The sequence below is a fragment of the Aporhodopirellula rubra genome (genome assembly GCF_014192335.1).
GTDB lineage: Bacteria > Planctomycetota > Planctomycetia > Pirellulales > Pirellulaceae > Rhodopirellula > Rhodopirellula rubra.
The window spans coordinates 17,463-43,592 of record NZ_JACHXU010000032.1; the positions used below are offsets into that span (position 1 = coordinate 17,463).

Below are 26,130 nucleotides of genomic sequence, written 5' to 3' on the forward strand. Positions count from 1 at the left end.
GACGGCGAGTTGTTCCAGCGTCGCAGCGTTGGGGGCATCATCCGCAACGGGGGCAGGAATCTTTTCACCGTCGACATCCATCGTCACGATTTCCGCGGCCGCGATCTCAGTCGCCTCGGGAGCCGCGGTTTCGTCGATGGCTTCCTCGGCCGCTTCTTCAGCGAGCTCTTCGACGGCGAGTTGTTCCAGCGTCGCAGCGTTGGGGGCATCATCCGCAACGGGGGCAGGAATCTTTTCACCGTCGACATCCATCGTCACGATTTCCGCAGCCGCGATCTCAGTCGCCTCGGGAGCAGCGGTATCGTCGATGGCTTCATCCGAAACGAGTTGCTCCGCCGGTGCCGCGTTGGGGGCCGCGTCCGGTACGGGGGCCGGGATCGTTTCGTTGGCGACGATCATGGTCGGCACTTCGTCGGCCTGAGGAGCAATTTCGTCCGGCGTGAGGCTCGCGAGCCAGTCTCCCACCGATTCGCCGATGGAGTTGCCGAGGGCTGCGAACGTCAGGTCCGCGGCCCGTGCCTTCTCTGCCCAATCCGACGCGGTGTGAACCCATTCGTCGAGGAGGCAGTCAGGCGAGACGTTGACGGCCGGTTCGACGACATCGGCTTCTTCGGCAATCGCGATTTCCGTCGTTACGGCTTCGCTCGCGGGAAGATCGCTCTCAATTTCGATCGCGGCCGAGGCATCGTCCGCCAGGAATTCAGCGGGAGGCAGATCGGCGGGGGCGACCGTTTCGAGGTACTCGAGCGACTCTTCATCTTCCAACGCGAGTTCATCCGTCGCGGGCATCGTCACGTAATTCTTTGGCGTGATCGGTTGCACGGTCGAGAGATTCAGGTACTCCAGTTCCAGGTCGCGTTGGGCGATGTCGTAGGGCGAATACGCCTCGGGGATCGTGACGATCAGGGCCGCCGACCCGACGAGCGGGGCGTGATCGACCGCGTCGTCGGCTTCTTCGACTGCGGACTCGTTCATGTCCGCAGCGGTCGACGCGATCTCGAGGCTCTCATTCACCGCACTCTCAATCACCGCTTCGGAATCATCGACGGACTCAGCGGCGGCTGGTTCGTCGACGGCCAACTCATCGCTCTGCGGTGCTTCGCTCGCGACTTCGATGCTCGCGATTTCGACTTCGGCGGTGATCGCATCTTCGATCAACTCCGACGCGTCGGCGATGGCGGAACCGATCGCGGCTTCGGCTTTGGCGACGGGCTCGGATTCCTCTGGGGCCGGCGTCGACTCATCGAGCCACCATCGATTGAGCGCCACGGCTTCGGCGAGTTGTTGTGCCGACGGGATCGATTCGTTCAACACAGGTTCGACCGGCTGATCCGCAATTTGATCAGTCGGTTTGGCGGCGAGTTCCGCGGCGACTTCGGTCGATGGTTCGGAGGACAGTTCGGCATCGTTGGCGGGAACGGAGTCCAGCGGTGTCGTTGCTAACGGTTTCGATGCAATAGGTCCGACCATCGCAAACGGTTCGAGGAATTGCTCGACCGAGATTCCCACCTTGGCCGCCGAAGCGGAAACGGCTGCGGCGATGATTTCGTTGAATTGGTTTGACGTTCGGTGGGCCGCGACGTTTAGAGGTGTTTCGGCGGCGACGACGTCAGGGATGCTGTCGTGGGTGCCGACGGCGATGGTCGCGGGGGCGGCGTCGGCGATCTGGTCTTCGGTTGTGTTTGCTTCGGGGGCGGGTTCTTTGTTGCTCTTCTTTTCGACTGATGCGATTTTGGCATCGGCGGTTGTTGCGGCGTTGTCGATCGCGGCGTTCTTTGATTCGCTCGGTGTCGGAGTGAACTCGTGAACGAGGATCGAGATGCCGCCGCGGTTTTCGAAGGGCAATCCGGCCGCGGCGGATGTGGATGTCGCTGACCAGAATGTCGTTCCGCCGATGAGGGCAGCGAGCAAGAGGCGGCGGACGCGGCTGCGGCGATTTTTGCGCGAGCCGGCCGATCGTTGCGAAGCCGAGCGATTTGTGTTGGTACAAGAACGTTGGTTTGATAATTGCGTTTTCATCTGAATAATCCTTACGGTGATGAACCTTCGTGTATCGGCCGGTTGTGAACTCTTTCCGCCGGAAAACTCACGGGAATAATGGGCGAATACATCAAAGGTCAGCGGACAAATGAACGGCGTCCGCCGAGGGTGGGAACATTGAGGTGGGAGGCGATCGAGCGGAGGAAACAAGAAATCGGTAAATAGGATCCGGATAAAGATGAGCAACCGGATCGATCGTCCACTCGCTTCCATGCGTGATCGCTGCATAGCAGGTTATCGACGTCCTTGACGGGTGGGCGAAAAAGATCGGCCAGGGAAAGTTGCCATTCTGCTGAAAACAATCCGTTTGTGCGGATTAGGGAAGTCCATCGAGAGCGATTTGGTTCATGCCAGCACGGATGGACACTGGTCTTCGCCGATCGGACGCCTTTCGGAGTTCGCCGAGACAAGACACAATTGGAGTTCGGCCCGTTCCAATTCACTGATTTGATGGCAATCTGAGCATGGCTAAGGACTCGCAACTCGTTGATCCGACGATCCTGTTCCGATTTGAGGTGCGGCTGTTGCGGCATGAATTGAAGTGGACGTCGCGCGGTCTGACGCTGCCGGAGTCGTGTCGGTTGCCGTCGTTCGGCGCGTTATCGGGTGGGCCGATCTTTGCGGACCTGCGGGTCGCGTGGGCACCCGAAGGGATCGGGTTCACGGTCAAGGTCGCGGGAAAGCGTGCGATGCCGTGGTGTCGCGACACACGTTTGGACGAAAGTGACGGCGTGCATTTGTGGATCGATACGCGCAACAGCCCCAACATTCACCGCGCGACGCAGCATTGCCATCGGTTTTTGTGGTTGCCGGCGGGCGGTGGTCCGCAGCGAGAACGGCCCGTCGCACGATTGGTGCCGATCAACCGCGCCCGTGGTAATCCAAAACCCATCGGTGACAAGACGTTGCAGATTCATGCGGCACCCAAGCATGACGGGTATGAGTTGTCGGGCCTGATCCCGGCGAGCGCCATGACGGGATTCGATCCGATCGATCAACCGCGGATGGGGTTCTTCTACGCAGTTGCTGACCGCGAGTTGGGGTACCAATCGTTGACCCTGAGTGATGCGTTTCCGGTCGCGGAAGACCCATCGCTGTGGGGTGAAGCCGCCCTGATCTCGCCGTAGCGAACCGCTGTTTTGACGCCAGCTTCGCGATGGATCGATTGCTCGATCGGACTGATTGCGTCGTCGGGGGGAGCGTTCTTCGATGGGCCGCGTGACCTCGTTATGCGCAACGCCGCGTGAATCGATGGAACGATTCCTATGCCGAATTTTCCGCGGTGAAAGTGAGCGAAACGGGCGGGTTTCTTGTTGCAAAAGATTCCATTTCGTTTGAGGATGTCGTCCACTTTAAGAGCGTGCTTTGGATTTCAACTCGCCTTACACCTCTTTGTTTGGGCTCGTCGTTGACGTGTTGGTTGGCGGCCATTTTGTGGATGGTTAGAGTCTGTTGACCTGCCGCGTCGACGCTTCGGTAGCGCACGACGTTGGCATGAGACCTCACCGTGACAATCAGGAAACGCAACATGCACCGCTCAGATTTTCTATTGGTTTGTTTGACGATCGCAGGCACGTTTGCAATGGGCGTTGGCAACGTTCACGCACAGTCGACCGTCGAATCACCGTGGTATCAGGAAACTCAATCGCGGATTCGTGGAATCTACGAGCAGGGTGAGTTCAAGCCTCGCACGTTTGAAGCGACGTGGTTGCCTGATAGTTCGGGGTATGTCGTTCGTCAGCGTGATCCGAATTCAGATAAGACGACCGAGATGATTCACGACGTGCGTACGGGTGAAACGCGTGAGGCAACGAAAGCAGATTTGAAGTTCCAATCGGACGGTAAGACATCGCCCGACGGTAAACGTGTCCTCGAGCATCGTGGCGGTAACCTTATCGTCCGTGACCTCGAAAGCGGAACGCGGACGCGTCTAACGAATCGCCCCGAGGGCCGAGACATTCAGTACCGTGACGCGGAGTGGAGTCCTGATGGATCGTCGATCGTGTTCGTGGAGAACGACTCGACCGATGTGCGGCAGCGTCCGGTTTTGCAAACCGATGACCCGTCGTATCCGAGCGTTGAGTATCACCGGTTCGCTCGTGTCGGCGAGAAGATCGTTTCGCTTCGTGTCGGTGTGGTGAGCGCTCAGGATGGCGAGGACAACGCGGTTCAGTGGTTGCCAATCGAATCACCTGAGGAAGGTATGTATCTCGGCCAGGTCAGTTGGGCGGGGAACTCTTGTGAGGTGTTGATCGAAAAGATGAGCCGTTCGCGTGACCAACGCGAGTTCCTGATCGCCAATGTTGATGGCACGGTCAAAAAGATTTATGACGAAACCGATCCTGCGTGGGCGGTGGGTAGCCAAGGCAAGAACTCAGGATTGACGTGGGTTCAGGAAGGGAAGGCGTTTATCGTGGTCAGCGAAAAGGACGGATGGCGTCACGCGTTTTTGTGTTCGCGTGAGGGAAAGGAGTTGTCCACGCTGACTCCCGGCGAATACGACATCATCAATAAGGCGACGGTCGATGAAGAGGGCGGTTGGTATTACTTCTACGCGTCTCCCGAAAACGGCACCCAACAGTATCTCTACCGCGTGCCGTTGGATGGATCGGGAACGTTACAGCGAATCACACCCGAGGGACAACCGGGGACGCATGACTATGTGTTCTCGCCCGATGCGAAGTGGGCGTTTCACACTTACTCGTCGCTCGACACACCGCCGATCACTGAACTCGTCGAGTTGGCTGGGCATCGTGTTGTCCGTTTGCTCGAAGCTAACGAAGAATTGCATTCGCGTGCGAAGAAAGTGGTGACGCATCCGACTGAGTTTCTGCAACTCGACATCGGCGACGGTGTCACGATGGACGCGTCGTTAGTGAAACCGAAAGATTTCGACGAAACCAAGAAGTATCCCGTCTTCTTCTATGTGTACGGCGAGCCGTATCTGCAGACGGTGTTGGATCGTTGGGGAGCCGCACAGATTGATTTCCACCGTGTTATCGCCGATCTCGGCTACCTCGTTGTTTCGATCGACAACCGTGGGACCCCGGCACCGAAAGGGGCGTCGTGGCGACGAGCGAGCTACGGAAGCCTCGGTCCTTTGTCGACCGAAGACCAAGAAGCCGGCGTGAAAGCCTTGGCGGAAATGAAACCGTACGTCGATGCGTCGAGAGTCGGCATTTGGGGATGGAGTGGCGGCGGGTCCAACACGCTTAACGCGATGTTTCGCAAACCCGATACCTATCACGTGGGAATCGCCGTCGTGCCGAAACCGCAACCGCACCTCTACAACGCATGGTTCCAAGAAATCTACATGCGGACGCGGGAAGACAATCCCGAAGGGTACGAAACGGCCGCGGCGATCAATTATGCTGACGGGCTCAAGGGCAATCTGCTGATTATGACGGGGTCGGGTGAAACGAACACGCACATCCAGATCATCGAGGGGCTCGTCGATCGACTGATCGAACTCGGAAAGCCGTTCGACTACATGGTCTATCCGAATCGTGATCACGGATTGCGTGAAGGTGTTGGAACGTCGACGCACGTGCGGATGACGATTATCCGTTACTTGCTGGATCACTTGCCGCCCGGGCCGATGTAGCGACCTCGCTTTGCGTCAGCGACCTCGCTTTGCGTTATTGTCACACCGGGCAGGGACGTTGGGTGTGCGGTTAACGTTGGTCTCACCGATGCGGTTGCTCTCCTGAGCCGGGGGGCATGTGACCGAGGAACGCAGTGCTGCCTCGTCGAGTGTCATCGATCGCTGAGGTGGAAACGGGGATGTCTGAGGAACGCATCTACGAGCCGTTGTTCGTTCGCAATTTGTTCGACGAGATGTCGGCGACGTATGCGACGGTGAATTGGGTTTCGTCGTTTGGATTTTGTGAACGCTGGCGACGCCAGTGCGTCGAGCAGGTCGAGATGGCGAGCGGCCAGGTCGTGGTGGACTTGATGACGGGGATGGGGGAACTGTGTCCACGGATCGCGGCAAGGGTAGGGCGGCGGGGCAGGGTGGTGGCGATCGATTACTCTCCGGTGATGTGCCGGATCGCCAGACGCCGGATTGCAAAACACCAGAACGCAAAACACCGGATCAAGAAACTCGATCAGCAGGATGAGTCCGAGTGTGCGATTGAAATCACCGAAGCGGACGCGTTGTGCAGCGGGATTCCGAGCGGTTCGGCCGATGTGGTGATCGCTTCGTTTGGGTTGAAGACGTTTTCACGCGAGCAGATTCGAACACTGGCTGTGGAGGTGAAACGAATTCTGAAGCCGAACGGGAGGTTTTCGTTCATTGAGATTTCCGTGCCTGACGCGAGATGGCTCCGCATTCCCTATCTGTTCTATCTCAACCACGTGATTCCGGTGATCGGTTGGATCTTCATGGGCAACCCCGACAACTACCGCATGTTGGGAGTTTACACGCGTGCGTTTCGTGATTGCGGGGCTGCGTGTGATACGTTTCGCGATGCCGGATTCGAGGTCGAGACGCGATCCTTCTTCTGGGGCTGTGCGACTGGGGTGGTCGGGCAAAAGAAGCCCTCATGAGGCTGCCGTTGGTTGATGATCGTCGCACGCGCGATTGGCTTTGATCGCCTCACGACGAGCAATCGTTCCTCGTGGCGATCGGTGGCAGCAAATAAGGCACAGGAGAGCGGGCATCGAAGGGCACGGTGAACGGACGTGTTCGTTGTGTTATTATTTGGGGCCTCCCACGAAAATCCGGCATCCCCTGCCGTTGAATTCCCACCTGCATGACGTGAGCAAGATGAGCTGCAAGACGTATCGAAGCATGATGTTCGCCCTGATGTTGTTTCTGGGCCTCTCGACAACCGTGAATGCCGATGGCGAGTCGCTGCGGCTTGTCTATGACCAAGAGGCCCGGGCGTGGACGGACGCACTCCCCGTCGGCAACGGATCGTTCGGTGCGATGGTCTATGGAGGTGTCGAATCGGAACAGATTCAATTCAACCATGACACCGTGTGGGCCGGTGGTCCGAGATCGTATTCACGCAAGGGAGCGTCGCAGTATCTGGCTGAGATTCGGCAACTGTTGTTCGATGGGAAGCAGAAGGAAGCGGAAAACCTGGCGATGAAGGAATTCATGTCCGTGCCGTTAGGGCAGGCCGCCTATCAGCCTTTTGGTGATCTGAAATTGAATTTCGGATCGATTGAAAACCCCGTCGACTACACGCGTTCGCTCGATCTCGATGGAGCGGTTGCGGTAACGGAGTTTTCGTCAAACGGTGTCAGGTACACGCGAACCGTTTTCGCCAGTCATCCTGATGGCGTGATCGCGGTCCGGATTGAGGCCGACCAGCCGGGCAAGGTGAGCTTTTCGGCGACGTTGTCGACGCCGCATCAAAAGGCGTCTGGCGTCGGCAAGGTCGACGGTCGAACGTTGAAACTGCACGGCATCGTTGACGACCACGAGAGTCGCGGTTTCCGGTTCATTGGCGAGGTAGAGTTGGAAGCTTGGTTGCGAGTGTCGACCGAGGGTGGTCGTTCGAGTGTGTCGGAGCGTGAGATCTCGGTTCAGGATGCCGACGCGGCGACGTTGTATTTGGTGGGTGCGACGAGTTACGAGAACTACCGTTCGCTCGATGCGGATCCGGCGGGGCAGTGTGCCGCGACGCTCGATCGGATTGCGGAGAAATCGTACGAGCAAATCTTGGCGGATCATCAATCCGATCACCGTGCGTTGTTCCGAAAGGTGTCGATCGACTTGGGCGGCGGTCATTCGGCGGATCAGACGACGATCGAGCGACTCAACCAATATCAGGAAAAACCGGATCCGGATTTTGTGTCACTTTTATATCAATACGGCCGCTATCTCTTGATCGCCTCTTCGCGACCGGGTGGGCAGGCCGCAAACCTGCAGGGACTTTGGAATGACAGTAAGTCACCGGCATGGGATTCGAAGTACACGATCAACATCAACACTGAGATGAACTATTGGCCGGCGGAGGTTGCTAACCTCGCGGAGTGTCACGAACCGTTGTTTGACTTGCTCGATGACGTTGCGGTCACGGGGCAGGAGGTTGCGAAGGATTTTTATGATGCCGGTGGTTGGGTGGTGCATCACAACACGGACGGTTGGCGTGGGGCGGCGCCGATCAATCATTCTAATCATGGCGTGTGGCCGATGGGTGGTGCGTGGATGTCGACGCATCTTTGGGAGCACTACCTGTTCTCGGGTGACGAGGCGTTTCTGGACAAGCGGGCGTATCCGTTGATGAAAGGTGCGTCGGAGTTCTTTTTGGATTATCTGATCGAGGACCCGGTTAACGGACACGGTTGGTTGGTGAGTGGACCGAGCAATTCGCCCGAGCGTGGCGGTTTGGTGATGGCGCCGACGATGGATCATCAGATCATTCGTAGTTTGTTGAATGCCACCGCAGAGGCGGCGGAGATTTTGGGACGCGATGAAGAATTCGCGACCCGGCTGAAGGAAACGGCTTCGCGTATCGCGCCCAATCAAGTCGGTGCGGAAGGGCAGTTGAAGGAATGGTTGTACACAGAGGACCCAAAGACGACGCATCGCCACGTTTCGCATTTGTGGGGACTGCATCCGGGTTCCGAGATCACTCCGGAAACGCCTGAGTTGTTTGAGGCGTGCAAGAGGACGCTCGAGTTCCGCGGCGATGGGGCGACCGGTTGGTCACGCGGGTGGAAAGTCAACTTCTGGGCTCGGTTGCGCGATGCCGAGCACATGAACAAAGTCCTGACGGGCTTCTTTCAAAACTCCAGCGTGAAGAGGCAGGCGGGATTTTACAACAATTTGTTTGACGCCCATCCGCCGTTCCAAATCGACGGGAACTTTGGTTTGACGGCGGGAATTTCCGAGGCTTTGTTGCAGTCACATCGACGTGATTCCAATGGCAACCACATCGTTGATTTGTTGCCGGCGTTGCCCTCGGCGTGGCCGAGTGGATCGGTGTCGGGGTTGAGAGCTCGGGGCGGATTCGAGCTCTCAATGACCTGGGAGAACGGAGAGTTGACGCGGGCAGAAATCCGATCGATAGTCGGCAATCCGTTGGTGGTGCAGTACGAAAATAAAATCCAGACGTTGCAAGAATCGACGCGGCCTGGCGAAGTGTACGTGTTTGTTCCGTAGCGGAATTGCGTCGCGGTGACGGTCGACGCGATCGCTGAATCTTCGATCGGGTGACGCAAAACGTGAGTTCTGTGTCGCAAATAGCGGTTGATTAAATCGCGGTGGGGGGGCGTAATGGGACCCGCTAATTGAGTCGCGTGTGACGTGGCCGATGATGTCTCCCCAACCGCAGGTGAATTGTAATGCGACAGCTGTCCCTTTTTTCGATATTTCTGTTGGCAGGCTGGTTGTCGGCGGCGGATTCCAAGCCGAACGTCGTTGTCATTCTTGCCGATGATCTTGGGTACGGCGATGTTCAGTGTTTGAATCCTGAACGTGGGAAGATTGCCACGCCGGCGATGGATTCGCTTGCTAGTGAAGGCATGATTTTCACGGATGCTCATTCGGCCTCATCCGTGTGCACGCCGACTCGCTACGCGCTTTTGACGGGCCGCTATAACTGGCGGACGCACCTGCAGAAGTCCGTGTTGTATGGATTCGGTGAGCCGTTGATTGATCCAGACCGTTTGACGGTTGCCGGATTCCTCAAACAGCACGGTTACAACACAGCGGCGATCGGCAAATGGCATCTCGGTTTGGATTTGCCGAAGACCGACGACACTCCGTTTCGTGGGAACAATCCGCAGAACGTGGATTGGGACGGTGTGATCGAGAACGGGCCGGTGGACCGTGGGTTTGATTATTACTTTGGCATTTCAGCGTCGTTGGACATGCCACCGTACATCTACATCGAGAACGACCGTTTCGTCGGGAAAGGCACTGCGACAAAAGCGTTCAATCGTCGTGGACCGGCCGAGCCAGATTTTGAGGCGGTCGATGTGTTGCCGATGATTGGTAAGAAGACCGCGGAGTACATTGCGGCACAGGACGCGTCGACGCCGTTTTTCACATACGTGGCGTTGAACTCGCCGCACACGCCGATTTTGCCATCGGAGGAGTGGCAGGGGCGCAGCGACATTGGCATCTATGGCGATTTCGTGATGCAAACTGATGCGATCATCGGTGACATTGTGCAGGCGATTGATGATGCGGGTTTTCGAGAGAACACGTTGGTGATCGTCACGAGCGACAACGGGTGTTCCAAAGCCGCGGGGATTCCGGCGATGCAAAAACAGGGGCACTTCCCGAGTGCTCATTTGCGTGGTTCGAAGGCGGACTTGTGGGACGGAGGGCATCGCGTGCCGTTCATCGTTCGTTGGCCTCAGGCGGTGAAGCCGGGATCGCGATCGGACCAATTGGTTTGTCAGACCGATGTGATGGCGACGTGTGCGGACATTCTCGATGTCGAGATTCCCGGCGGGGCAGGGGAGGACAGTGTCAGCTTCCAACCCGCGTTGTCGGGGCTGCCGGTGCATTCATCCCGTGCGGGCGTGATTCATCACTCGATCGGTGGCTACTTCGCATACCGTCAGGGCAAATGGAAGTTGTTGTTATCGAAGGCGTCCGGCGGATGGACGTCGCCGACGGAAAAGCAAATGCCGTCGGGCAGTCCTCCCGCGCAGCTCTACGACATGGAAGCCGATCCGGGTGAGACGAACAATCTCTACACATCGAACCCAGAAGTCGCTGACGCGTTGCTGCAGCAGTTGACGTCGGATGTTGAGCGAGGTCGGAGTACGGATGGGCCGCCGGCTCAAAACGATGTCGATTCCATCCGCATTTGGAAGGGACAGGCTCCGGCCAATTGAACACGTGACAGCGAGTTAAACAGCGTCCCGCCAAGTAAGCGATTACCGGGCGGGAGCGAGTGACGCTGCTCGAGCGGAGCCGCGTTACTCTTTTAGTGTCGCGAGTGTTCGGCAGACGAGATGCGGGTGATGGTGAACATCAAAGTCTCGGCATGACGTGTTTTGTAGCGTCGTGGCGATGAGTTCACTGTCACCGCCGGTCACGACAACATGCTTGGGCGAGCCGTAGAGCCGTACAAGTCGCTCGATGCCACCGACGACGCTGGACAGAATTCCCAGCCGGATGGCGGCGGCGGTGTTGGTTCCCGTTTGGGTGGCCGAGTCGTCGCAGGCGGTTTGCCAGTCGAGGTGGGGCAGGGCGTCGGTGCCCGATGCGAGTGCGGCGGTTTGCATCTCGAGTCCGGGGATGATCGCGCCGCCGCGGTAGGTTCCTTTCTCATCGACCAAATCGACTGTCACGGTGGTTCCCGCGTCGACGATGACGAGCGGGAGCGGGTAGGCCGAGGAGGCGCCGAACGCACCGACGAGTCGATCAATGCCGACGCGGTCGGGATGATCGGTCGCGACCTCAATGGGAAGATCGACGCGTGTGATCCGGCGGAAGTCGATTCGGCCGTTGTTGATCTGGCTGTTGTCGAGTTGCTGAGTCGCGTCGATCAGTTCGGATGCGGCGGTGCGGTTCACGCTCGCGACACGCACGTCGAGGCGGCGGTGTTGTTCGGCGAGATCAACGAGCAAACGAGAGGTGTCGGGAATCGTTTGGCGATTGGCGACGCGGAGGACTTTCACATCATCCTGCGTGTCGATCGCAATTTTGATCGCTGTATTGCCGACGTCGATTCCAACAATCACGGATGCTCATCCGGATTGTCATCGTCGCCCGGTTGGGGTGTCGGCTGTGAAGGCGGCGTGGCGAGCGTTCGTCCCATCGGAGATTGTTTTCCCCAGATGGAAGGAATGTCTCGAGCCTGTTTGTCGTTGGACAATGACGAGGTGGGGCCGGACTTGTGTGGCGGGGTGCGTCGTGACGGTTTGGTTTCCGTCGGCACGTCGACTTCCCGGATCGGGTTGAGGTCTTCGCCGGCGTCGAGCATTTCTTGTCGTCGACGGGTCACACGCTGCATGATTTCTTCGACGAGATCATGCAAGCCGATTTCCGACGCGGCGCTGATCGCGAACAGTTCGCGTTCGTGTTCGACTTTGTTTTCAGCGAAGTGTTGTTGCAAGCGTTCGAAGACTTCGCGATCGGGATCGAGTTCACATTTGGTCAGGACAACCAGTTCGTCGCGTTCGCCGAGTTTGGTGTCGTATTGCCTGAGTTCTTCACGGATCGCGGAGTAGTTCTCGATCGGGTCGGTTCCGTCGACGGGGGTCGGTTCGACGAGGTGGACGAGCAACCCGGCTCTCTCGACGTGCCGTAGGAATTCGTGGCCCAGTCCGAGTCCCTCGCTCGCGCCTTCGATCAATCCGGGAATGTCGGCGGTCACGAACGATCGTTCTTGATCGACGTCGACGATTCCGAGGTTGGGGAATTTCGTAGTAAACGGATAGTCGGCGATTTCGGGCCGGGCGCTGGAGATACGAGACAACAGTGTGCTTTTACCCGCGTTTGGTTTTCCGATCAGTCCGACGTCGGCGATCGACTTCAGTTGCATGATCACGTGGCGGGTTTCGCCGTCGCCGCCGAGGGTTCGTTGCCGCGGGGTTTGGTTGGTTGCCGATTTGAATCGGGCGTTGCCGTGTCCGCCGCGGCCGCCTCGACAGATCACAAACTCTTCGCCGGGATGGGTGAGGTCTTTGATGACGAAACCGTCGGCGGTGTCGATGATGGAGGTACCGCAGGGCACGTAGAGACGCATCTCTTCGCCTTTTCGGCCGTGGCGCAGGCTGCCTTCGCCGTGTTTGCCCTTTTCGGCTCGGAAGAATCGGCGGTTGGCGAACATCGCGAGTGAGTTCACACCCACGCGGGCTTCGAGCACGATGCTGCCGCCTTTGCCGCCATCGCCTCCGTCGGGGCCGCCTCGGGGAACGAATTTTTCGCGACGGAAACTCATGCAGCCGTCGCCACCTTTACCAGCGGTGAATTCGACTTCGACGCGATCAATGAACATGAGGTTGAGAGTGGGGAAAGTGAGAGAGGGCCGCGTTCGAAAATGAAGCCGCGTGCCGGATGTTGAGCGATTCAATAAAAAGAGGACACGATGAAAACATCATCGCGTCCCCATTGGTTCTACACAGTACCACAATACTCGTGAGGCTGTGTTATTGTCGTGTTCTCGGTCTTAGGACGAGATGCGTGCGACCAAGTCGAGGACCTTGCAGGAGTAGCCCCATTCGTTGTCGTACCATGACACCACTTTGACGAACGTGCCGTCGAGTTGGATGCCGGCACCGGCGTCGAAGACCGAAGTGCGTGATTCGTCACGGAAGTCGGTCGAGACCACGTTGTCTTCGGTGTAACCGAGAACGCCCTTCATGGCGCCTTCGGATTCGGCTTTCATGGCCGCACAGATTTCTTCGTACGTCGCCGATTTTTCGAGTTCGACGGTCAAGTCGACAACTGAAACGTCGGAGGTTGGAACGCGGAAAGCCATCCCGGTCAACTTGCCGTTGAGTTCAGGAATGACTTTGCCGACTGCCTTGGCAGCACCGGTGCTCGAAGGAATGATGTTTTCGAGGATACCGCGTCCGCCACGCCAATCCTTCATCGAAGGACCGTCGACGGTCTTTTGCGTTGCGGTTGCTGCGTGAACGGTGGTCATCAGACCGCGTTTGATGCCGAACTTGTCGTTGAGCACTTTAGCGATTGGAGCCAAGCAGTTGGTCGTGCACGACGCGTTGGAAACGAAGACTTCGCCGTTGTAGCTGCTGTCGTTGACGCCCATGACGAACATCGGGGTGTCGTCCTTCGAAGGTGCCGACATGACAACCTTTTTGGCGCCGGCGTCGATGTGTCCTTGAGCCTTTTCGGCGGTCAAGAAAATACCGGTGGATTCGACAACGACGTCAGCACCGATGTCACCCCAAGCCAGCTTGGAAGGATCGGTTTCGGCGGTGATGCGAACGGTCTTGCCGTTAACGACGAGGCTGCCGTCTTTGACCGAAACTTCACCGTCGAAGCGGCCGTGAACGGAATCGTACTTGAGCATGTATGCTAGGTAGTCGACGTCCAACAAGTCGTTGATGCCCACTACTTCGATGTCATCGCGATTTACCGACGCGCGAAAAACCATCCGTCCGATACGGCCAAATCCGTTAATACCTACTTTGATAGCCACTTTGCTCAGATTCCCTATTAATTGAAGTTCAGTTACGACTGTGGCGCGAATTATAGGAACGTTCGCAAGAATTGAAACAGCCCCCGAACCCACCCCTGCGACAACAAGCCGTCTGCACCCGATGCCCGAACCCTCACCCGACGCCCCCGGTTCCCCGTCCCGCGGTTCGCATTCACGCTCTGGGCGGTCGGAAAAAGCGTCTTGGAGACGGCCGGTCGGTGTCGCCCCTGGAACATGGCGGTACGTTCACGAAGGGACGATCGCAACCCGCTACGACGAATTTGTGGCCGCCACACCGCTTTGTCAGGTGGATATGACGATGTTGTCGGAGGTTTTTCCCGGCGATCGGGCGGCCTCGGTTCCCGCAGAACGTGCCAGCGAGAGCGACGCGGCAGCGGGGCAGGGCAGTGCGGAAGGGATCACGGACCCCCTGCAAAAAAAATGGGTTTTCGATCTCGGTTGTGGCACCGGCAGGGCGTCAGAAGTGTTGGCAGCCAACGGCTATGAGGTCGCGGCGGTCGATCTGTCGATTCCGATGCTGCGCGAGGTCGCCGCGAGGCGGTTGTCGTCGGTCGTGACCATTCAGGCCAATTTGGTGGAACTCGACGCGATCGCCGACGACGTTGCGCACGGTGCGGTGTGCCTGTTCAGTACGTTGGGAATGATTCAGGGCAGGGCAAACCGTCGGCAATTCCTAACACACGTTCGCCGGATCGTTGCGCCGGGGGGCAAGTTTTATTTGCACGTGCATCATCGCTATTCGGCGCTGAGCAGTGTGCCCGGAATTAGGCAGCTTTTGACGACCGGGCTGCGGTCGCTGACGCGATCGGATTGGGAGTTCGGTGATGCGGTCTATGCGTATCGCGGGCTGCCCGACATGTTCTTGCATCAGTTCTCGCGCAGGGAATTGATGGCGGACTTTGCCGCGAGCGGTTGGCGGGTTGATCGATGGGTGGACTTGTCGATCGATGGGGCGAGTGTTCGCGATTCGAGATGGGGAATCGCGGGCGGGTTCTTGATTGTTGTCGAGTAGTGGTTGGTGCGTTTTGCCTTTTGCTGACTGTTTTGGGGCAGGTGGTGGGCTCGCGTGCTGTCGCCGAGGAGGCTAGCGAAACTGGTACGCGAGCAGTCTGGTTTATGCTGCACCTCGGACGAGGTGCAGCATGCATTTGATTAACAAGATCAGCAGGAAGAGGATCATCGAGTCACCACCGATCGTGCGCCCACTGCGATCCGCGTCGACGTCTCGGGGCTGATCGCGAGAGCGAGCCATCCGTCGCGGAGTTCGAGTTGACTAATCGCGAGACCGTTGGTCGCGGGATGTTCGATCAGTTTGGGAGTCGTCAGTGGGATGCTGCGGCCTTCGGCGAGGATCTTGTTAAACACCGCTCGAATCGGGATGCGTTGACGCATCGACATGCCTGGTCCGCTGATGCTGAGGTGACCGTCGCGGACGAGTTTGGCGTCGAGTCCGTCGATCTCGGGGCGATAGGCTGCCCGCACGATGAACCGTCGCAGCGACGGGCCTTCACCTTGCGACAGACTGACGACTCGCAGGGTGAGCCACATTTTGCCGTTTTCAATTTCGATCGTGACCGGGCGTGTCGATGCGAATTCGATCATCGCTCCGGCGGGCACGTCTTCGGGGAGGGCTTTCGCGTCACGACCGAACAGTTCCATCGTTTGGGTGTAAAACTGTTCGATGGTTTTGGATTGCCCGGTTGGCATCAAACGTTCCATCGTGTTGTTGATCGCCGATTGATGAACTTGCAAACTCATCCAACTGTCGCTCCACGCACGCGGGCGTGGCGTGTTGGACGCGAGTTGCCAATCGCCGGCCAAGCGGTAACGTGCGACCAGACGGCTGCGGGTCGTTTTCAGATCGATCACTTTGGGGTCGAGGTTCAATCGCCCGAGTGGTCCGAACACGAATTCGTCGAGTCGTGCCTCGGCCGCTTGAGATTTCTCGTTGAGTTGCGACTGCATCTCGGTGCTGACCTGATCGCGAATTTGGTTCTCGCTGATTTTTTCCGCGGCAGGGCGTGCGTCTTGGAATCGGCTTTCCGCGATACCGTGGACGAGCGAACCGAGGAGCGGCCATCGTTCGTAACGGCTGCGGATGCCGCGAAGTTGTTGGGATCCCGAAACGTCAACGTGCGTTTGGCCGATGTGATAACCGTTGGGGCGGATGATCAGCGGAGTCGTTGCGTTGAAAACGCTGTGCCCGTTGCTGAACACGGAGACGCCCGATTGTCCGCTTTGGCTGCGGGTATTGACACTGCCGTCGGTTGCGATTGCGAGGCTCCATGTGTCAGGCGACGGTTGCAAACTCAAGCTTAAGTTTGTGTTCACGGTGCTGGTCCCACGGACTTGGTTGCCCAAGACCGTGGTGTTGATCGGTTCGGTGCGCGGTTCAACGGGAGGTAGCAGCCGATCGATCAAGTCGACCGAGATCGCGGTCCGTACGTTGGCGTTTCGGTAAGTAACGTCGATGGCTTTGGCCACGCGAGCGGCGTCCGCGTCGTTTGAAAAACGTAACGACTGAAACGCTTCGCTGACTTTGATGGCCGCGAGGTCGATCGAGTCCGTTTCACCGCGTTCGATGTCTGAGAGCAAGCGAGCGTAATCGATCGGTTGAGCGGTCCAGGTTTGCATGACGGATGCCAACACGTGAATCGTGTCACGTTGCAGCCACTCGCGGTGAGCACCGTCCAACGAGTGATGATCCAATCGCGAGAGGAAACGTTGGGCGAGCAACGAACGTGCGTCCGCGTCGTCGCTGTCGGTTGCCTCGTTGATCTCGTCGAGCAGTAGGAAGTTGTTCCATCCTTCGACGTCGCCGGTTTCGACGAGTTCGTCACGCAACTGTTCGATCGTGTTGGTGATGTGATCGCCGATCGCGGGTGTTTTTTCGTGGAAACGGACCAGCGAATAGCCGTTGGTGTTGCCGAAGAGTCGTTCGCCGGGGACCGATGTTGCATCTTGGCTGATCGACGACGCGTTCTTGTCATCGGATTGGCGTGCCAATTGCCAGATCGGTCCCCAAACGGCGGCCCGACGCGAAAGAGCGTGCGATGCTCTGAGCCATCGGACTTGTTGGTCGCGTGCCGGCACGCGTTCGGCCAACTGCAACCCGGCTTCGGACAACGAGGCGAGTTTTCGAATCAGTTGTCCGCTGCGGTCATCACCGATTCGCGGTAGTGATCGCAATTGGTCGAGCGTGGTCTCGACGTTGTTGGCCCATCGGCCCATCACCACGGCGGTGGCTTGACGTTGCAGTGAACTGACCCCGTGGTCGAAATCGATACGTCGATTTCCGTCGGCGATCAGGTCTCGCATCGTGTCACTGGTCGGTCGATTGACCGATGTTAATGTTGCAATACCGTTGTGACGATCGAGCACGCGATTCATGTCGGCGTCCGACGCAATCAACGCGAGGTCTTGGCAGAGCTGTTTGGGTCGCGGCCATGTCACCGGGTTACCGACCAATGTTGCCGGACGCAGTGTCGCCGTTGCCGTTTTGAGGTCGGTGTTGCGGCGAGACTCGATGCGAATGGGTTGGCGACTCGGTTTGGCCAACACTTCCACGTTCTTCGGGATTAACGATTGAGGAAGGTCGCCGGGATGGAGGCGAGATTGGTCGTTCGTTTTCTCGTTCGTCGTGTTGTGTTCGCCAATTCCGGGCACGCTTTGGTAAGCAAGTTTCAACTCATTTTCGCCGGTCGTACCGGTGGCGGCTAAGGGATCGTCCACTCCAGGGCCGGGAGTGGCGAGGATCATCGAATCAGCCGTGGGCGCGGCGTCCGACGGCATGGGTGATGCCGATCCCGAATATCCCGCGAGCTCCGCCACCGGATCCAATACCGGTGCCAACAACATCCGAGCGATCACCTGGCTGCTCGCCTCCAGGTCCGCTGGCTCTGACGAGGTTGCGTTCTCGTCCAACATGATCCCCGCCTGGGTGGCACTTTTGTCGCCTGCCAGGTTTCCCGCCAAACGTTGCGGCATCGCAAGCCCACGCTTGCCCCGATCGGGACGATGGGCGGGTGCAACGTTCTGCAATGATTTCGTCATCGAGTCGTCCGCGAGTTCGTCACGTAGCAGCATCCCATGGTGCCGGGATGGACTGTCGGATCGATCACTCGGGCTGATCAGATGGTGCGCGATGCGAACAACACGTGCCAAAGTCGATGAGTCGATCGCAACACCGTGCGATCGGGAAGAATGTGATTGAGCGTCCCAGCAAAGGGGCAAAGTGGTCGCGGCGACGATAGCTGTTGAGCATATCACCGGCCACAAAATCAGTGCTCGTTTGACGTCCTTGTTCATCGTACCAATGCCCGTGGGAGCATCCATTGCAATCGGGGAGGAGGAGTGGGGCAGTCGTGATTTGCGGAGGTGGTGCATTCATTGCCCTCCGTGGTCAAACACGACTTTGTCGAGACTTGAATGGCTGTCGTGGATCTCACCACAGCTACCCTGATCCCGAGAGACGACGTGCCCCTTCAACTTTCACTCGTCGTCATGGCAGGTATCGTCGGTAAAGGGCTGAACAAAACAGAATCGATTGCCACGCCTGCCCATCACGCACGAACGACGGATTGAGCACGACGAGATGATTAGGAAAAGGTGGCGAAGGCGGACGGAAACGCAGGACGCGCGCATTCAGATCATTAGGAATACCTCTGTGGTGTTGCGCCGTGAAACATTGTGAAACTTTGGGGGTTGGCAGGGAGTTGGAAGTGGTGGGGCAGGGCGGCCATCTGTTCTGCGATTGGTTGCTCACGCAGGGATCCCGAAGGGATCGAAGAGAGTAGCCGTAGGTCGCGTAGCGCACCTACGGATGCCGTGCGACGACCGGATATTTTCGACCCCGGATGGGGGCGCAGAATTGCAGCGTGTTGTTCTGCGACCACCTTCGGGGTCGAGGTGCGTTCGTTTGAATTGATCCGGCAGTGTTCGCTTTGCTCGACTGCCGGCTATTGTCTGAAACGCCTTCGGCGTATTGACTCGTGTTGGATAGACGGTTCGCGAAGCCGTAGCGCTGTCGCTCTTCCCGGCGCCGCAGGACCGAGGTTCTGGTTGCGACTCTTTCGGGGTCGGAGGCCTGAGCCGGGGCTGAGAAGGGCAGGGGAGTTGTTGCCTGCGGGCTTGGTCTCGACCCTCGCGACCTGCGGGGCAGGTCGGAGGGGAGAAGGATGGAATGCTCGCGTCGGTGGATAAGAGATTCGACGCGGGCGTTGGTTGGCTTAGCCGGCGACGCGGAGTTGCGGGCGAGTGGCTGAGCCGAGGAGTTCACGCAGACGCTCGAACTCTTCGGCGTCGTTAAAGTGGATCGTGATTTTGCCGCGGCTACGTGCCGACGCTTTGATCTCGACCTTCGTACCGAACACCATCCGCATCTCTTGCTGCATCGCTTCGATGTGCGGCGGGATCGGTTTGCGTTTTTGGCGAGATTTGTTCGTGACCTTCAGTCCCGTCTCGGCGTCTTCTTCGGCACGCAACAATTCGCCCACTGCGTTCTCGGTCATGCGGACACTCCAGGTTTCCGAAACGATCTTGGTCGCCATCTGCATTTGGATTTCTTCCTCACCGATCGGCAGCAAGGCGCGAGCGTGGCCGGCACTGATCTCGCCTGCGGTCAGCATGTCCAAGATCGATTGCGGCAGCTCGAGCAAACGCATCAGGTTTGCGATCGTGCTTCGGTCGATGCTCAGGCGGCGAGCCAGGTCATCTTGTTTGCATTGGTGCTCGTCGATGTAGCGTTTGAACGACATCGCTTTTTCGATCGGGTTGAGGTCCTTGCGTTGCAGGTTCTCGATGATCGCCAATTCAGCGACGAGTCGATCGTCTGCCTCGCGGACTTCCGCCCGGATGGTTTTCAGTCCGGCGTGGATGGTCGCCCGCAAGCGACGCTCGCCACTGATCAGTTGGTAATTGCCGTCGACGATGCGAACGAGAACCGGTTGCAATTGCTGGTGGTTCTTGATGCTCTCGGCGAGCGACGCGATCTCGTCAGGATTGAATTCGCGCCGTGGTTGGAACGGGTTCGCGCCGATTTGATCGATGGGCAGTTCGAGCGTTTGGACCGACGAGGCGTTCTCGTTGTCGCCGGACGCGGCTGCCTTCTTCGGTTTGCCCGATCCGCCTTCGGCACCGAACGAGCTGCCTTCGTCGATCGGCATGCCGTCGTCGTCCATCGGTGTACCCAACAATGCGGCGAGACCTTTGCCGAGGCGTCGGTCCTTGCCGCTGCCGGTGCGTGACGCGCCGCCACGTTGAGATGAGCCTGACGAATTCCCTTGCGAGGATCCCTGGGTCGTTGCACTAGTCACGCTGCAGCACCTCCATGCACAGTTGAGTGTAAGCGAACGCACCGCGACTGCGCGGTGCGTATTGAAAAACAGTTTGGCCGTGGCTCGGGGCTTCGCACAGAGCGACATCCCGCGGCACGACGTTTTCGAAAACGATGTCGCCGAAGAAGTCACGGACGTCTTCGTCAATCTCCCGAGTTAGTTCGAGAGACTCGTCATACATGGTCAACAGGATGCCGCCGAACGTGAGTCGTCCGTCGGTCGCTCCGATGACCTTCTTAATGGTTCCGATCAATTGGGCGACTCCGACCATCGCAAAGTACTCGCACTGAATCGGGATCAGCACTTCGGTGCTCGCCGTCAATGCGGTTTCGGTCATCGCTCCGGCACTCGGCGGGCAGTCGATGAGGATGTAGTCGTAGTCGTCCATGACACTGTCGAGGTGGGCTCGCAGTTTGGTCGTGGCGTGTTCGTCCGAGTTCGCCATGACGTCAGCGTCTTGGAATCGCCGACTGCCGGGAAGCAGACTGAGGTTGTCGGTCTCGGTCGTGATCACGGCTTCGGCCAGCGGTGTGTCGCCGAGCAGGGCGTGATGGGCGGCGGGATCACTGCCGATGGCGCCCGTTGCGTTGCATTGCGGGTCGATGTCGATCAGCAACGTGCGGTTGCCCGACAGAGCCAGCGCGGCAGAAAGGTTGACTGACGTCGTGGTTTTACCGACGCCCCCTTTCTGATTCACAACGCTGAAGATCCTAGCCACGATTGATGTTCCTGATCGTGTCCTTCTGGGCCGCGGGATTGCGATCCATCTCTTTCGGACACGACCGGGAAACTAAGTGAAACGCGCGCTGGGAAACAAGGTCGGTTTCATAAGAAACCGGGGTTGACGCGGTCGTGCGATTCTGAATCGCGGTTCCCCGTGGAACGTGGAGGGGTTTTGAGGTTGCTAGTGGCTAGTGGCTAGTGGCTAGTGGCTAGTGGAGGGCAGAGCAGGGCGGGGGAACTTATTCGGGTTGGCGGATCCAGTGGCGTGTTCTTGTTGAGGGAACCGGTTGATGGGCTGCTGACGCTCTTGGTTTCGATTCGCTCGCGAGTTGGCCCTGGACCGTTTGTTCTTGATTCACTTGATTGGTATTCATTTGCTGGTTCTGGGAATCCCGGTGTGTCGGGGCTGGGCCGAACATCGAAGTGGAGGGCGGGGCAGCGGCAAACGCGGCGGCGGTCCGGGGGGGCGGCGTGGTCGCAACAGTGCCCGGTCCTGCGGAGTCGGCAAGGATCGATTGCGGAAGGTCGCTGTCCATCTCCCATGGGGCTCGACGTCGGTCGACAGAGTCCGATGGATCGGCTGCAACTTTCATCGATTCGTATCCCCGGGGGATGCCGTTCGAGCGGGGCGTTCGGTTCGCGATCGAATCCGTTGGGGATTGAGCGAGGGGGCTCGCGTTTTGTCTGGCTCGGTCTTGATGCGTTGCCAGTGCGTCGAATCGCCCGTCGGTGAAATGAGGCGTGTTCAGCGGCACGGCCAAATCGTCGTAGGACAGAGGCACACGCAGATCCCGTCGTGGTCGAGCGACGGCGTTGGAGGGAATCCCCTGGGGAGCGTCGGCGGACCGGACTTGCGACGCCAGCGACGTGGGGGACCCGGCGGCACTGCGACTTGGAACGCCGTAGTTCGATTCGGACGCCACCCACAGTTGTTCGAACGGGACCGAATCACCCGTCGTGGTGAGGTCAGACGACGGACCGGTGGCCAAGACGGATTCGTTGTTTTCGGGCCCGGTGGCGACGGAGGCTCGTCGGAAGGGCAGGGCAGCGACGGTGCCGCCGATGATGATCAGGGCGCCGATGGTGAGATTTCGCACGATAGGGGACTCGTCAGCTGGATGGTGGAGGAGACCAGCTTCGTCCTTGAAACGCACATTCTTTCGCTTCATGCGTGTGCTTGTCTCTCCTTCATCGGCGCGCACGCCAACGGAAATTTCCAGAATTCAGTTCCGGCGGCAGAACCCGTGGATGCGCAAAAGTTGCCGACGGCCGGTGGGAGGCTCGGCGGCGGCAGAATCGGAGGCCGTGGAGAGCGAGCAAAGACGCTCGCCGGAACGTGGTCCACCGTCGGGTGGCAGTGGCGACGGCAGAGACGAAGTACTCTGTCGAGGCAGCCGATTTGGCTCGGCGGCTGATTTGCCTAGGCAGCTCGGGCGGCCGGTTCGGCGGTGAGGCTGCCGATCGCGTCGCCGATCTTGTCGAGCACGAGTTCGCGGCGGATGACCGGGCGAGCCATCCAGGCGCGATTGAGCACCAACTCGATGCCGAGATACACCTCCTGCGAAAATAGCCCCCGCATCGCTTTCGTCAGCGAGTCGTTCGTGCCGCGGCCCGGATGATTGCGGCGAACTTTGAGGTCAGGCGAAATCGCGTACAGCTCTTCGATCAGATCCAGGCACCAATCGACTTCATCGGGATGTGACGGATCGTAGAGCAATCCCACGTCGCCGCGTCGCCATTTGCCTTGACTGGTTTTCGCGTCGTATGTCCTCACCGACAGATGAACGACGTACGACCAGCCGGTCAGCAAGTGCAGGATCGCTCGCTCGACTTGATTCCGATACGGCACGTAGATCTCTTCGACGATCGCGTCGCGGGTTGACTGGGGCAGGGCACGAACGGCGGCCGGGTAGAGTTCGCGGTGATGCAACGAATGGCCTACATCGATCAGATCGCCACGGTACTCGTTGCAGACGAGCATCGCGCCGCTGCGATAGGCGAGCCGACGAGCGGCGAGGTTGGATTCGCGATCGATGCCCGTGCGGAGCATGAGACCCGTTTGGGCCTGTGTGTCGAGTTGAGCCGAGACGTCAGGTTGAGCCTGATTGTCAGGTCGAGCGTGTGAGCCCGCGTGGGGCATCGGTTCGGTGTGCAGCGTTCCGGCGATCACCGAGCGATCACGCATCGTGTCAGCGGACTCGAGTTCGGTGCCCTCGAGACGTGAGCGTAGACGCGAAGGCGTTTTCCATCCGCCCGTGTCGCAGGTGATCAGCAGGCTCATGACGCTCTCGCTCCGCCGATGCGATTGGTCGTCCACGTGTGCGATCGGCCGGTCAGTGATTCCAAATCGGCCCAGAAGTCGGGGTAGGTTTTCCGGGTGCAGGCAGGGTTCAAAATCTCGATGCCGGGAATTCGCAGGCCCAGCAACGCGAAGCTCATCGCCATCCGGTGGTCGTTGTAGGTCTCCATCACGACGTCATGCCGGTGGCTCGATTGGGCGTCGCTGGAGAGCGGATGGATCGTCAGGCCGTCGTCATGCTCGTCGACGCGGCCGCCCAATTTGCGAAGCTCGATCGCGAGGTTGCCGATGCGGTCGGTCTCTTTGAAACGGTTGTGGGCCACGCCGCGGACCCGGGTCGGACCGTCGGCGAACAACGCGACGACCGCGAGCGTTTGCACTGTGTCGCTGATTTCACCCATCTCGACATCGACGCCACGTAGCGGGCCGCCTTTGATTTCGATCCCGCCATCGCGAACGATGAATTCGCAGCCCATCGTCTCCAGCACTCGAGCAAACCCGACATCGCCCTGGGAGGCGTTTTCATCGAGTCCCTCGACGAGGACCGAGCCGCCCGAGATCGCCGCCGCCGCCCAAAAATAGCTGGCCGCCGACGCGTCGGGTTCGACGTCGAATTCACATCCCTGGTAGGACCCGCCCACCGTGACGCTCCGCAGTCCACTCCACGGTTCGTCGCCGTCGAATTCCCATTCGCAGGTTCCGCCGAACGATTTCATTAATCGGGCGGTCATCCGAACGTAAGGGATCGACACCATCTCACCGACGATCTCGATCCGGATTGGTTTGCTAGCAATCGGGCCCGCCATCATCAGGCCGCTGAGGTATTGGCTGCTGACGCCGCCTCCGACTCGCATCGGTTGGCCGGTCCATCCGTTGGAGTCGATATCGACGGGCGGGCATTTGCCGTCCGAGGTCGCTACGATCCATCCGTCGAGGGCCGGGGCGATTGCGTCGACCAGGTCACCGATCGGTCGCTCGTGCATCCGGTCTACGCCCGATAGTTTGTATTTGCCACCAAATGCCGAGAGGGCCGCCGTCAAGAATCGAACGGTCGTGCCACTGTTGGCGATGAACATTTCGACGGGGGCGTCCGAGCTGATTTTGCGAGCGTCGTCGCTGACCACTCCGCCGACACCTTCCACGACGAGCGTTCGGCCGCCATCGACTGGTTTGATCGAGACGCCGATTTTCGCCAGCGAGTCGATCATGACTTCGGTGTCTTCGCTGACCAGGGTTCCGGCCAACCGGCTCGTGCCGCTGGCGAAGGCCGCACAGATCAACGCCCGGTTGGTCAGGCTCTTGCTGCCTGGTGGGCGGATCTTGCCTTCGACGGGGCCGCCAGGAACGACGCAAACTCTCGTGACTGTCGAGGCGGCGGGTTCGATTTTGACGGCGGGTTGAGTCATAAATTTATCCCGCGAAGAACGGGTCGTTGGATTCGCTAAGTGTTTTCTGGCCAGGGATCCACAGCGATCCGACCACCATCAACGACAACGTCGTCGTGTGGATCAGCCACGCCGCATTCTGCATCATAACCGTATGGGCCGTCACGAGCGTCATCACGACCAAGACGGCCAGGAATCGGCGTTCGGCCTTGCGTGCCGCTGTCCCGGTGGTCAACTTGGCTAGCAACAACGCCAAGAGAGCGACCATGGGCAGTCCGAGTGCACTGAATGCCGACGCGATGAATACGATTTGAGCCATTACTTTACTTCCTTGTACTGAGCAGAAAAGACTCGAGCGATCCTGCTCGAGCGTCGGGCGAGCCATCCTTGCCGGCCGCGACAATTTCTTTCTCTCGTATTTGGCCTCTCGCGGGGAAGGTCGAACTTGAGTGAATTTTGGAAAAAAATGCCAGAAAATTCGTTGCGACCGGATTAACCCGCAAATTCTTCCCAGTTTGACTCAACGGGGGCGGGGCCAAACGCCGAAAACGAGAGTGATCCCCGTCGAACGGCTTCGCCTCCCAAAAAACTTACGTTTTCGGTGCTCCCATGGCTAACAACTCAACCCACAACGCTGCTGATCGCGTTTCCCGCACGAGTGTCGCCTCACGGCAAATTCCCGCGTTGAACCTCGCCGCGCGAGTCAATCCGATGCTGTTGGCGTGCGTTTTTCTCGCGATGCCCGTTCTCGCGTTGATGGGCGGATGTCGGTTGTGTGCCGATTGCGATCTGGAATCGTATCCGTCGTACGGCGGAGCGTGGCAGCGGACTCTTCGCGATTCGGGCCGCGTGGGCAGTATCTTTGATCCCGGCGGCAGTCGAGCGTCGGACCTTTCCGCTCGCATCGATTCCGATGCGGCGGACGAGCGATATCGCGACCGGATCGGCGGGACCGAGGGCGATGACGAGCGCGACGGCGATGAGGCCGAAGGCGATGACATGGAAACGCCCGAAGAACCAGAACGCGACCTCGAGCTCGATGACCGCGACATGCAGGAAATGCAGGATCGATTCCGCAATTTGGAATTGCAGGACATCGATTACGAAGAAACGGGCGAATCGCAGCAGGGCTGGCAGTAGTCGAACACGCGTTGCGAGTGAGTTACGCGTAGCACGGCCAGAATTTGTTGTGGCAACCGTCGCCCGTCGGTGGACCACGTGCTGGCGAACGAAGTTGCTTT

General features: G+C 58.8%; 18 protein-coding genes. 7 read left to right on the forward strand and 11 right to left on the reverse strand.

Annotated features, from left to right (window positions below):
- A partial coding sequence (locus FHS27_RS27850; protein ID WP_184309230.1) for a hypothetical protein occupies nt 1-2,019 on the reverse strand: 2,019 nt, incomplete at its 3' end.
- A 602-nt stretch (nt 2,020-2,621) separates the two neighbouring features.
- Between FHS27_RS27850 and FHS27_RS27855 the strand changes: the two genes are divergently transcribed.
- The 5 genes from FHS27_RS27855 to FHS27_RS27875 all read left to right on the forward strand — a co-directional run bounded on the left by FHS27_RS27855 (nt 2,622) and on the right by FHS27_RS27875 (nt 10,848).
- Nucleotides 2,622-3,167: a hypothetical protein gene (locus FHS27_RS27855; RefSeq protein ID WP_184309299.1), complete on the forward strand. Its 546-nt coding sequence runs from the start codon at nt 2,622-2,624 to the stop codon at nt 3,165-3,167.
- A 401-nt stretch (nt 3,168-3,568) separates the two neighbouring features.
- Nucleotides 3,569-5,644 carry a S9 family peptidase gene (locus tag FHS27_RS27860; RefSeq protein ID WP_184309232.1) on the forward strand — a complete coding sequence of 692 codons (2,076 nt, stop codon included), beginning with the start codon at nt 3,569-3,571 and terminating at the stop codon, nt 5,642-5,644.
- Nucleotides 5,645-5,823: 179 nt separating this feature from the next.
- Entirely contained in the window at nt 5,824-6,591 is a 768-nt protein-coding gene (locus tag FHS27_RS27865) for a class I SAM-dependent methyltransferase (RefSeq protein WP_221225444.1), read from the forward strand.
- 220 nt (nt 6,592-6,811) lie between these two features.
- A complete protein-coding gene (locus FHS27_RS27870) occupies nt 6,812-9,160 on the forward strand; it encodes a glycosyl hydrolase family 95 catalytic domain-containing protein (protein WP_221225446.1) in 2,349 nt (782 codons plus the stop codon).
- 182 nt (nt 9,161-9,342) lie between these two features.
- Nucleotides 9,343-10,848, forward strand: coding sequence for a sulfatase family protein (locus FHS27_RS27875; protein WP_246421123.1), 1,506 nt, complete (start codon nt 9,343-9,345; stop codon nt 10,846-10,848).
- An 84-nt stretch (nt 10,849-10,932) separates the two neighbouring features.
- Here the strand turns inward: FHS27_RS27875 and FHS27_RS27880 are convergent, their stop codons facing one another.
- The 3 genes from FHS27_RS27880 to gap form a co-directional block, all read right to left on the reverse strand.
- A complete protein-coding gene (locus tag FHS27_RS27880) occupies nt 10,933-11,700 on the reverse strand; it encodes a type III pantothenate kinase (protein WP_184309236.1) in 768 nt (255 codons plus the stop codon).
- The gene (gene obgE, locus FHS27_RS27885; protein WP_184309238.1) at nt 11,697-12,959 is read right to left on the reverse strand and encodes a GTPase ObgE; all 1,263 of its coding nucleotides are present in this window, start codon (nt 12,957-12,959) and stop codon (nt 11,697-11,699) included. The genes FHS27_RS27880 and obgE overlap by 4 nt, the downstream gene beginning before the upstream one ends.
- Before the next feature lie 171 nt (nt 12,960-13,130).
- A complete protein-coding gene (gene gap / locus FHS27_RS27890) occupies nt 13,131-14,126 on the reverse strand; it encodes a type I glyceraldehyde-3-phosphate dehydrogenase (RefSeq protein ID WP_173405366.1) in 996 nt (331 codons plus the stop codon).
- A gap of 121 nt (nt 14,127-14,247) precedes the next feature.
- Here gap and FHS27_RS27895 point away from each other — a divergent pair, with 121 nt between their 5' ends.
- Complete coding sequence (locus tag FHS27_RS27895; RefSeq protein ID WP_246421125.1) at nt 14,248-15,159, forward strand: class I SAM-dependent methyltransferase; 912 nt, start codon at nt 14,248-14,250, stop codon at nt 15,157-15,159.
- Nucleotides 15,160-15,323: 164 nt separating this feature from the next.
- Here the strand turns inward: FHS27_RS27895 and FHS27_RS27900 are convergent, their stop codons facing one another.
- The 7 genes from FHS27_RS27900 to FHS27_RS27930 all read right to left on the reverse strand — a co-directional run bounded on the left by FHS27_RS27900 (nt 15,324) and on the right by FHS27_RS27930 (nt 25,208).
- A complete protein-coding gene (locus tag FHS27_RS27900; protein WP_246421127.1) occupies nt 15,324-18,482 on the reverse strand; it encodes a hypothetical protein in 3,159 nt (1,052 codons plus the stop codon).
- Nucleotides 18,483-19,375: 893 nt separating this feature from the next.
- Nucleotides 19,376-20,326 carry a ParB/RepB/Spo0J family partition protein gene (locus tag FHS27_RS27905; RefSeq protein WP_184309309.1) on the reverse strand — a complete coding sequence of 317 codons (951 nt, stop codon included), beginning with the start codon at nt 20,324-20,326 and terminating at the stop codon, nt 19,376-19,378.
- Between the two features lie 127 nt (nt 20,327-20,453).
- A complete protein-coding gene (locus FHS27_RS27910) occupies nt 20,454-21,200 on the reverse strand; it encodes a ParA family protein (RefSeq protein WP_083904981.1) in 747 nt (248 codons plus the stop codon).
- 244 nt (nt 21,201-21,444) lie between these two features.
- A complete protein-coding gene (locus tag FHS27_RS27915; protein WP_184309241.1) occupies nt 21,445-22,302 on the reverse strand; it encodes a hypothetical protein in 858 nt (285 codons plus the stop codon).
- A gap of 323 nt (nt 22,303-22,625) precedes the next feature.
- Nucleotides 22,626-23,486: an N-formylglutamate amidohydrolase gene (locus tag FHS27_RS27920; RefSeq protein WP_184309243.1), complete on the reverse strand. Its 861-nt coding sequence runs from the start codon at nt 23,484-23,486 to the stop codon at nt 22,626-22,628.
- Nucleotides 23,483-24,910 (reverse strand): 3-phosphoshikimate 1-carboxyvinyltransferase, encoded by a 1,428-nt coding sequence (gene aroA / locus FHS27_RS27925; protein WP_184309245.1) that lies wholly within the window; start codon nt 24,908-24,910, stop codon nt 23,483-23,485. Before aroA ends, FHS27_RS27920 begins: the two co-directional genes overlap by 4 nt.
- Before the next feature lie 4 nt (nt 24,911-24,914).
- Entirely contained in the window at nt 24,915-25,208 is a 294-nt protein-coding gene (locus tag FHS27_RS27930) for a hypothetical protein (RefSeq protein WP_009104055.1), read from the reverse strand.
- Nucleotides 25,209-25,498: 290 nt separating this feature from the next.
- Between FHS27_RS27930 and FHS27_RS27935 the strand changes: the two genes are divergently transcribed.
- Entirely contained in the window at nt 25,499-26,029 is a 531-nt protein-coding gene (locus FHS27_RS27935) for a hypothetical protein (protein ID WP_184309247.1), read from the forward strand.
- The last annotated feature ends 101 nt before the right edge of the window (nt 26,030-26,130 follow it).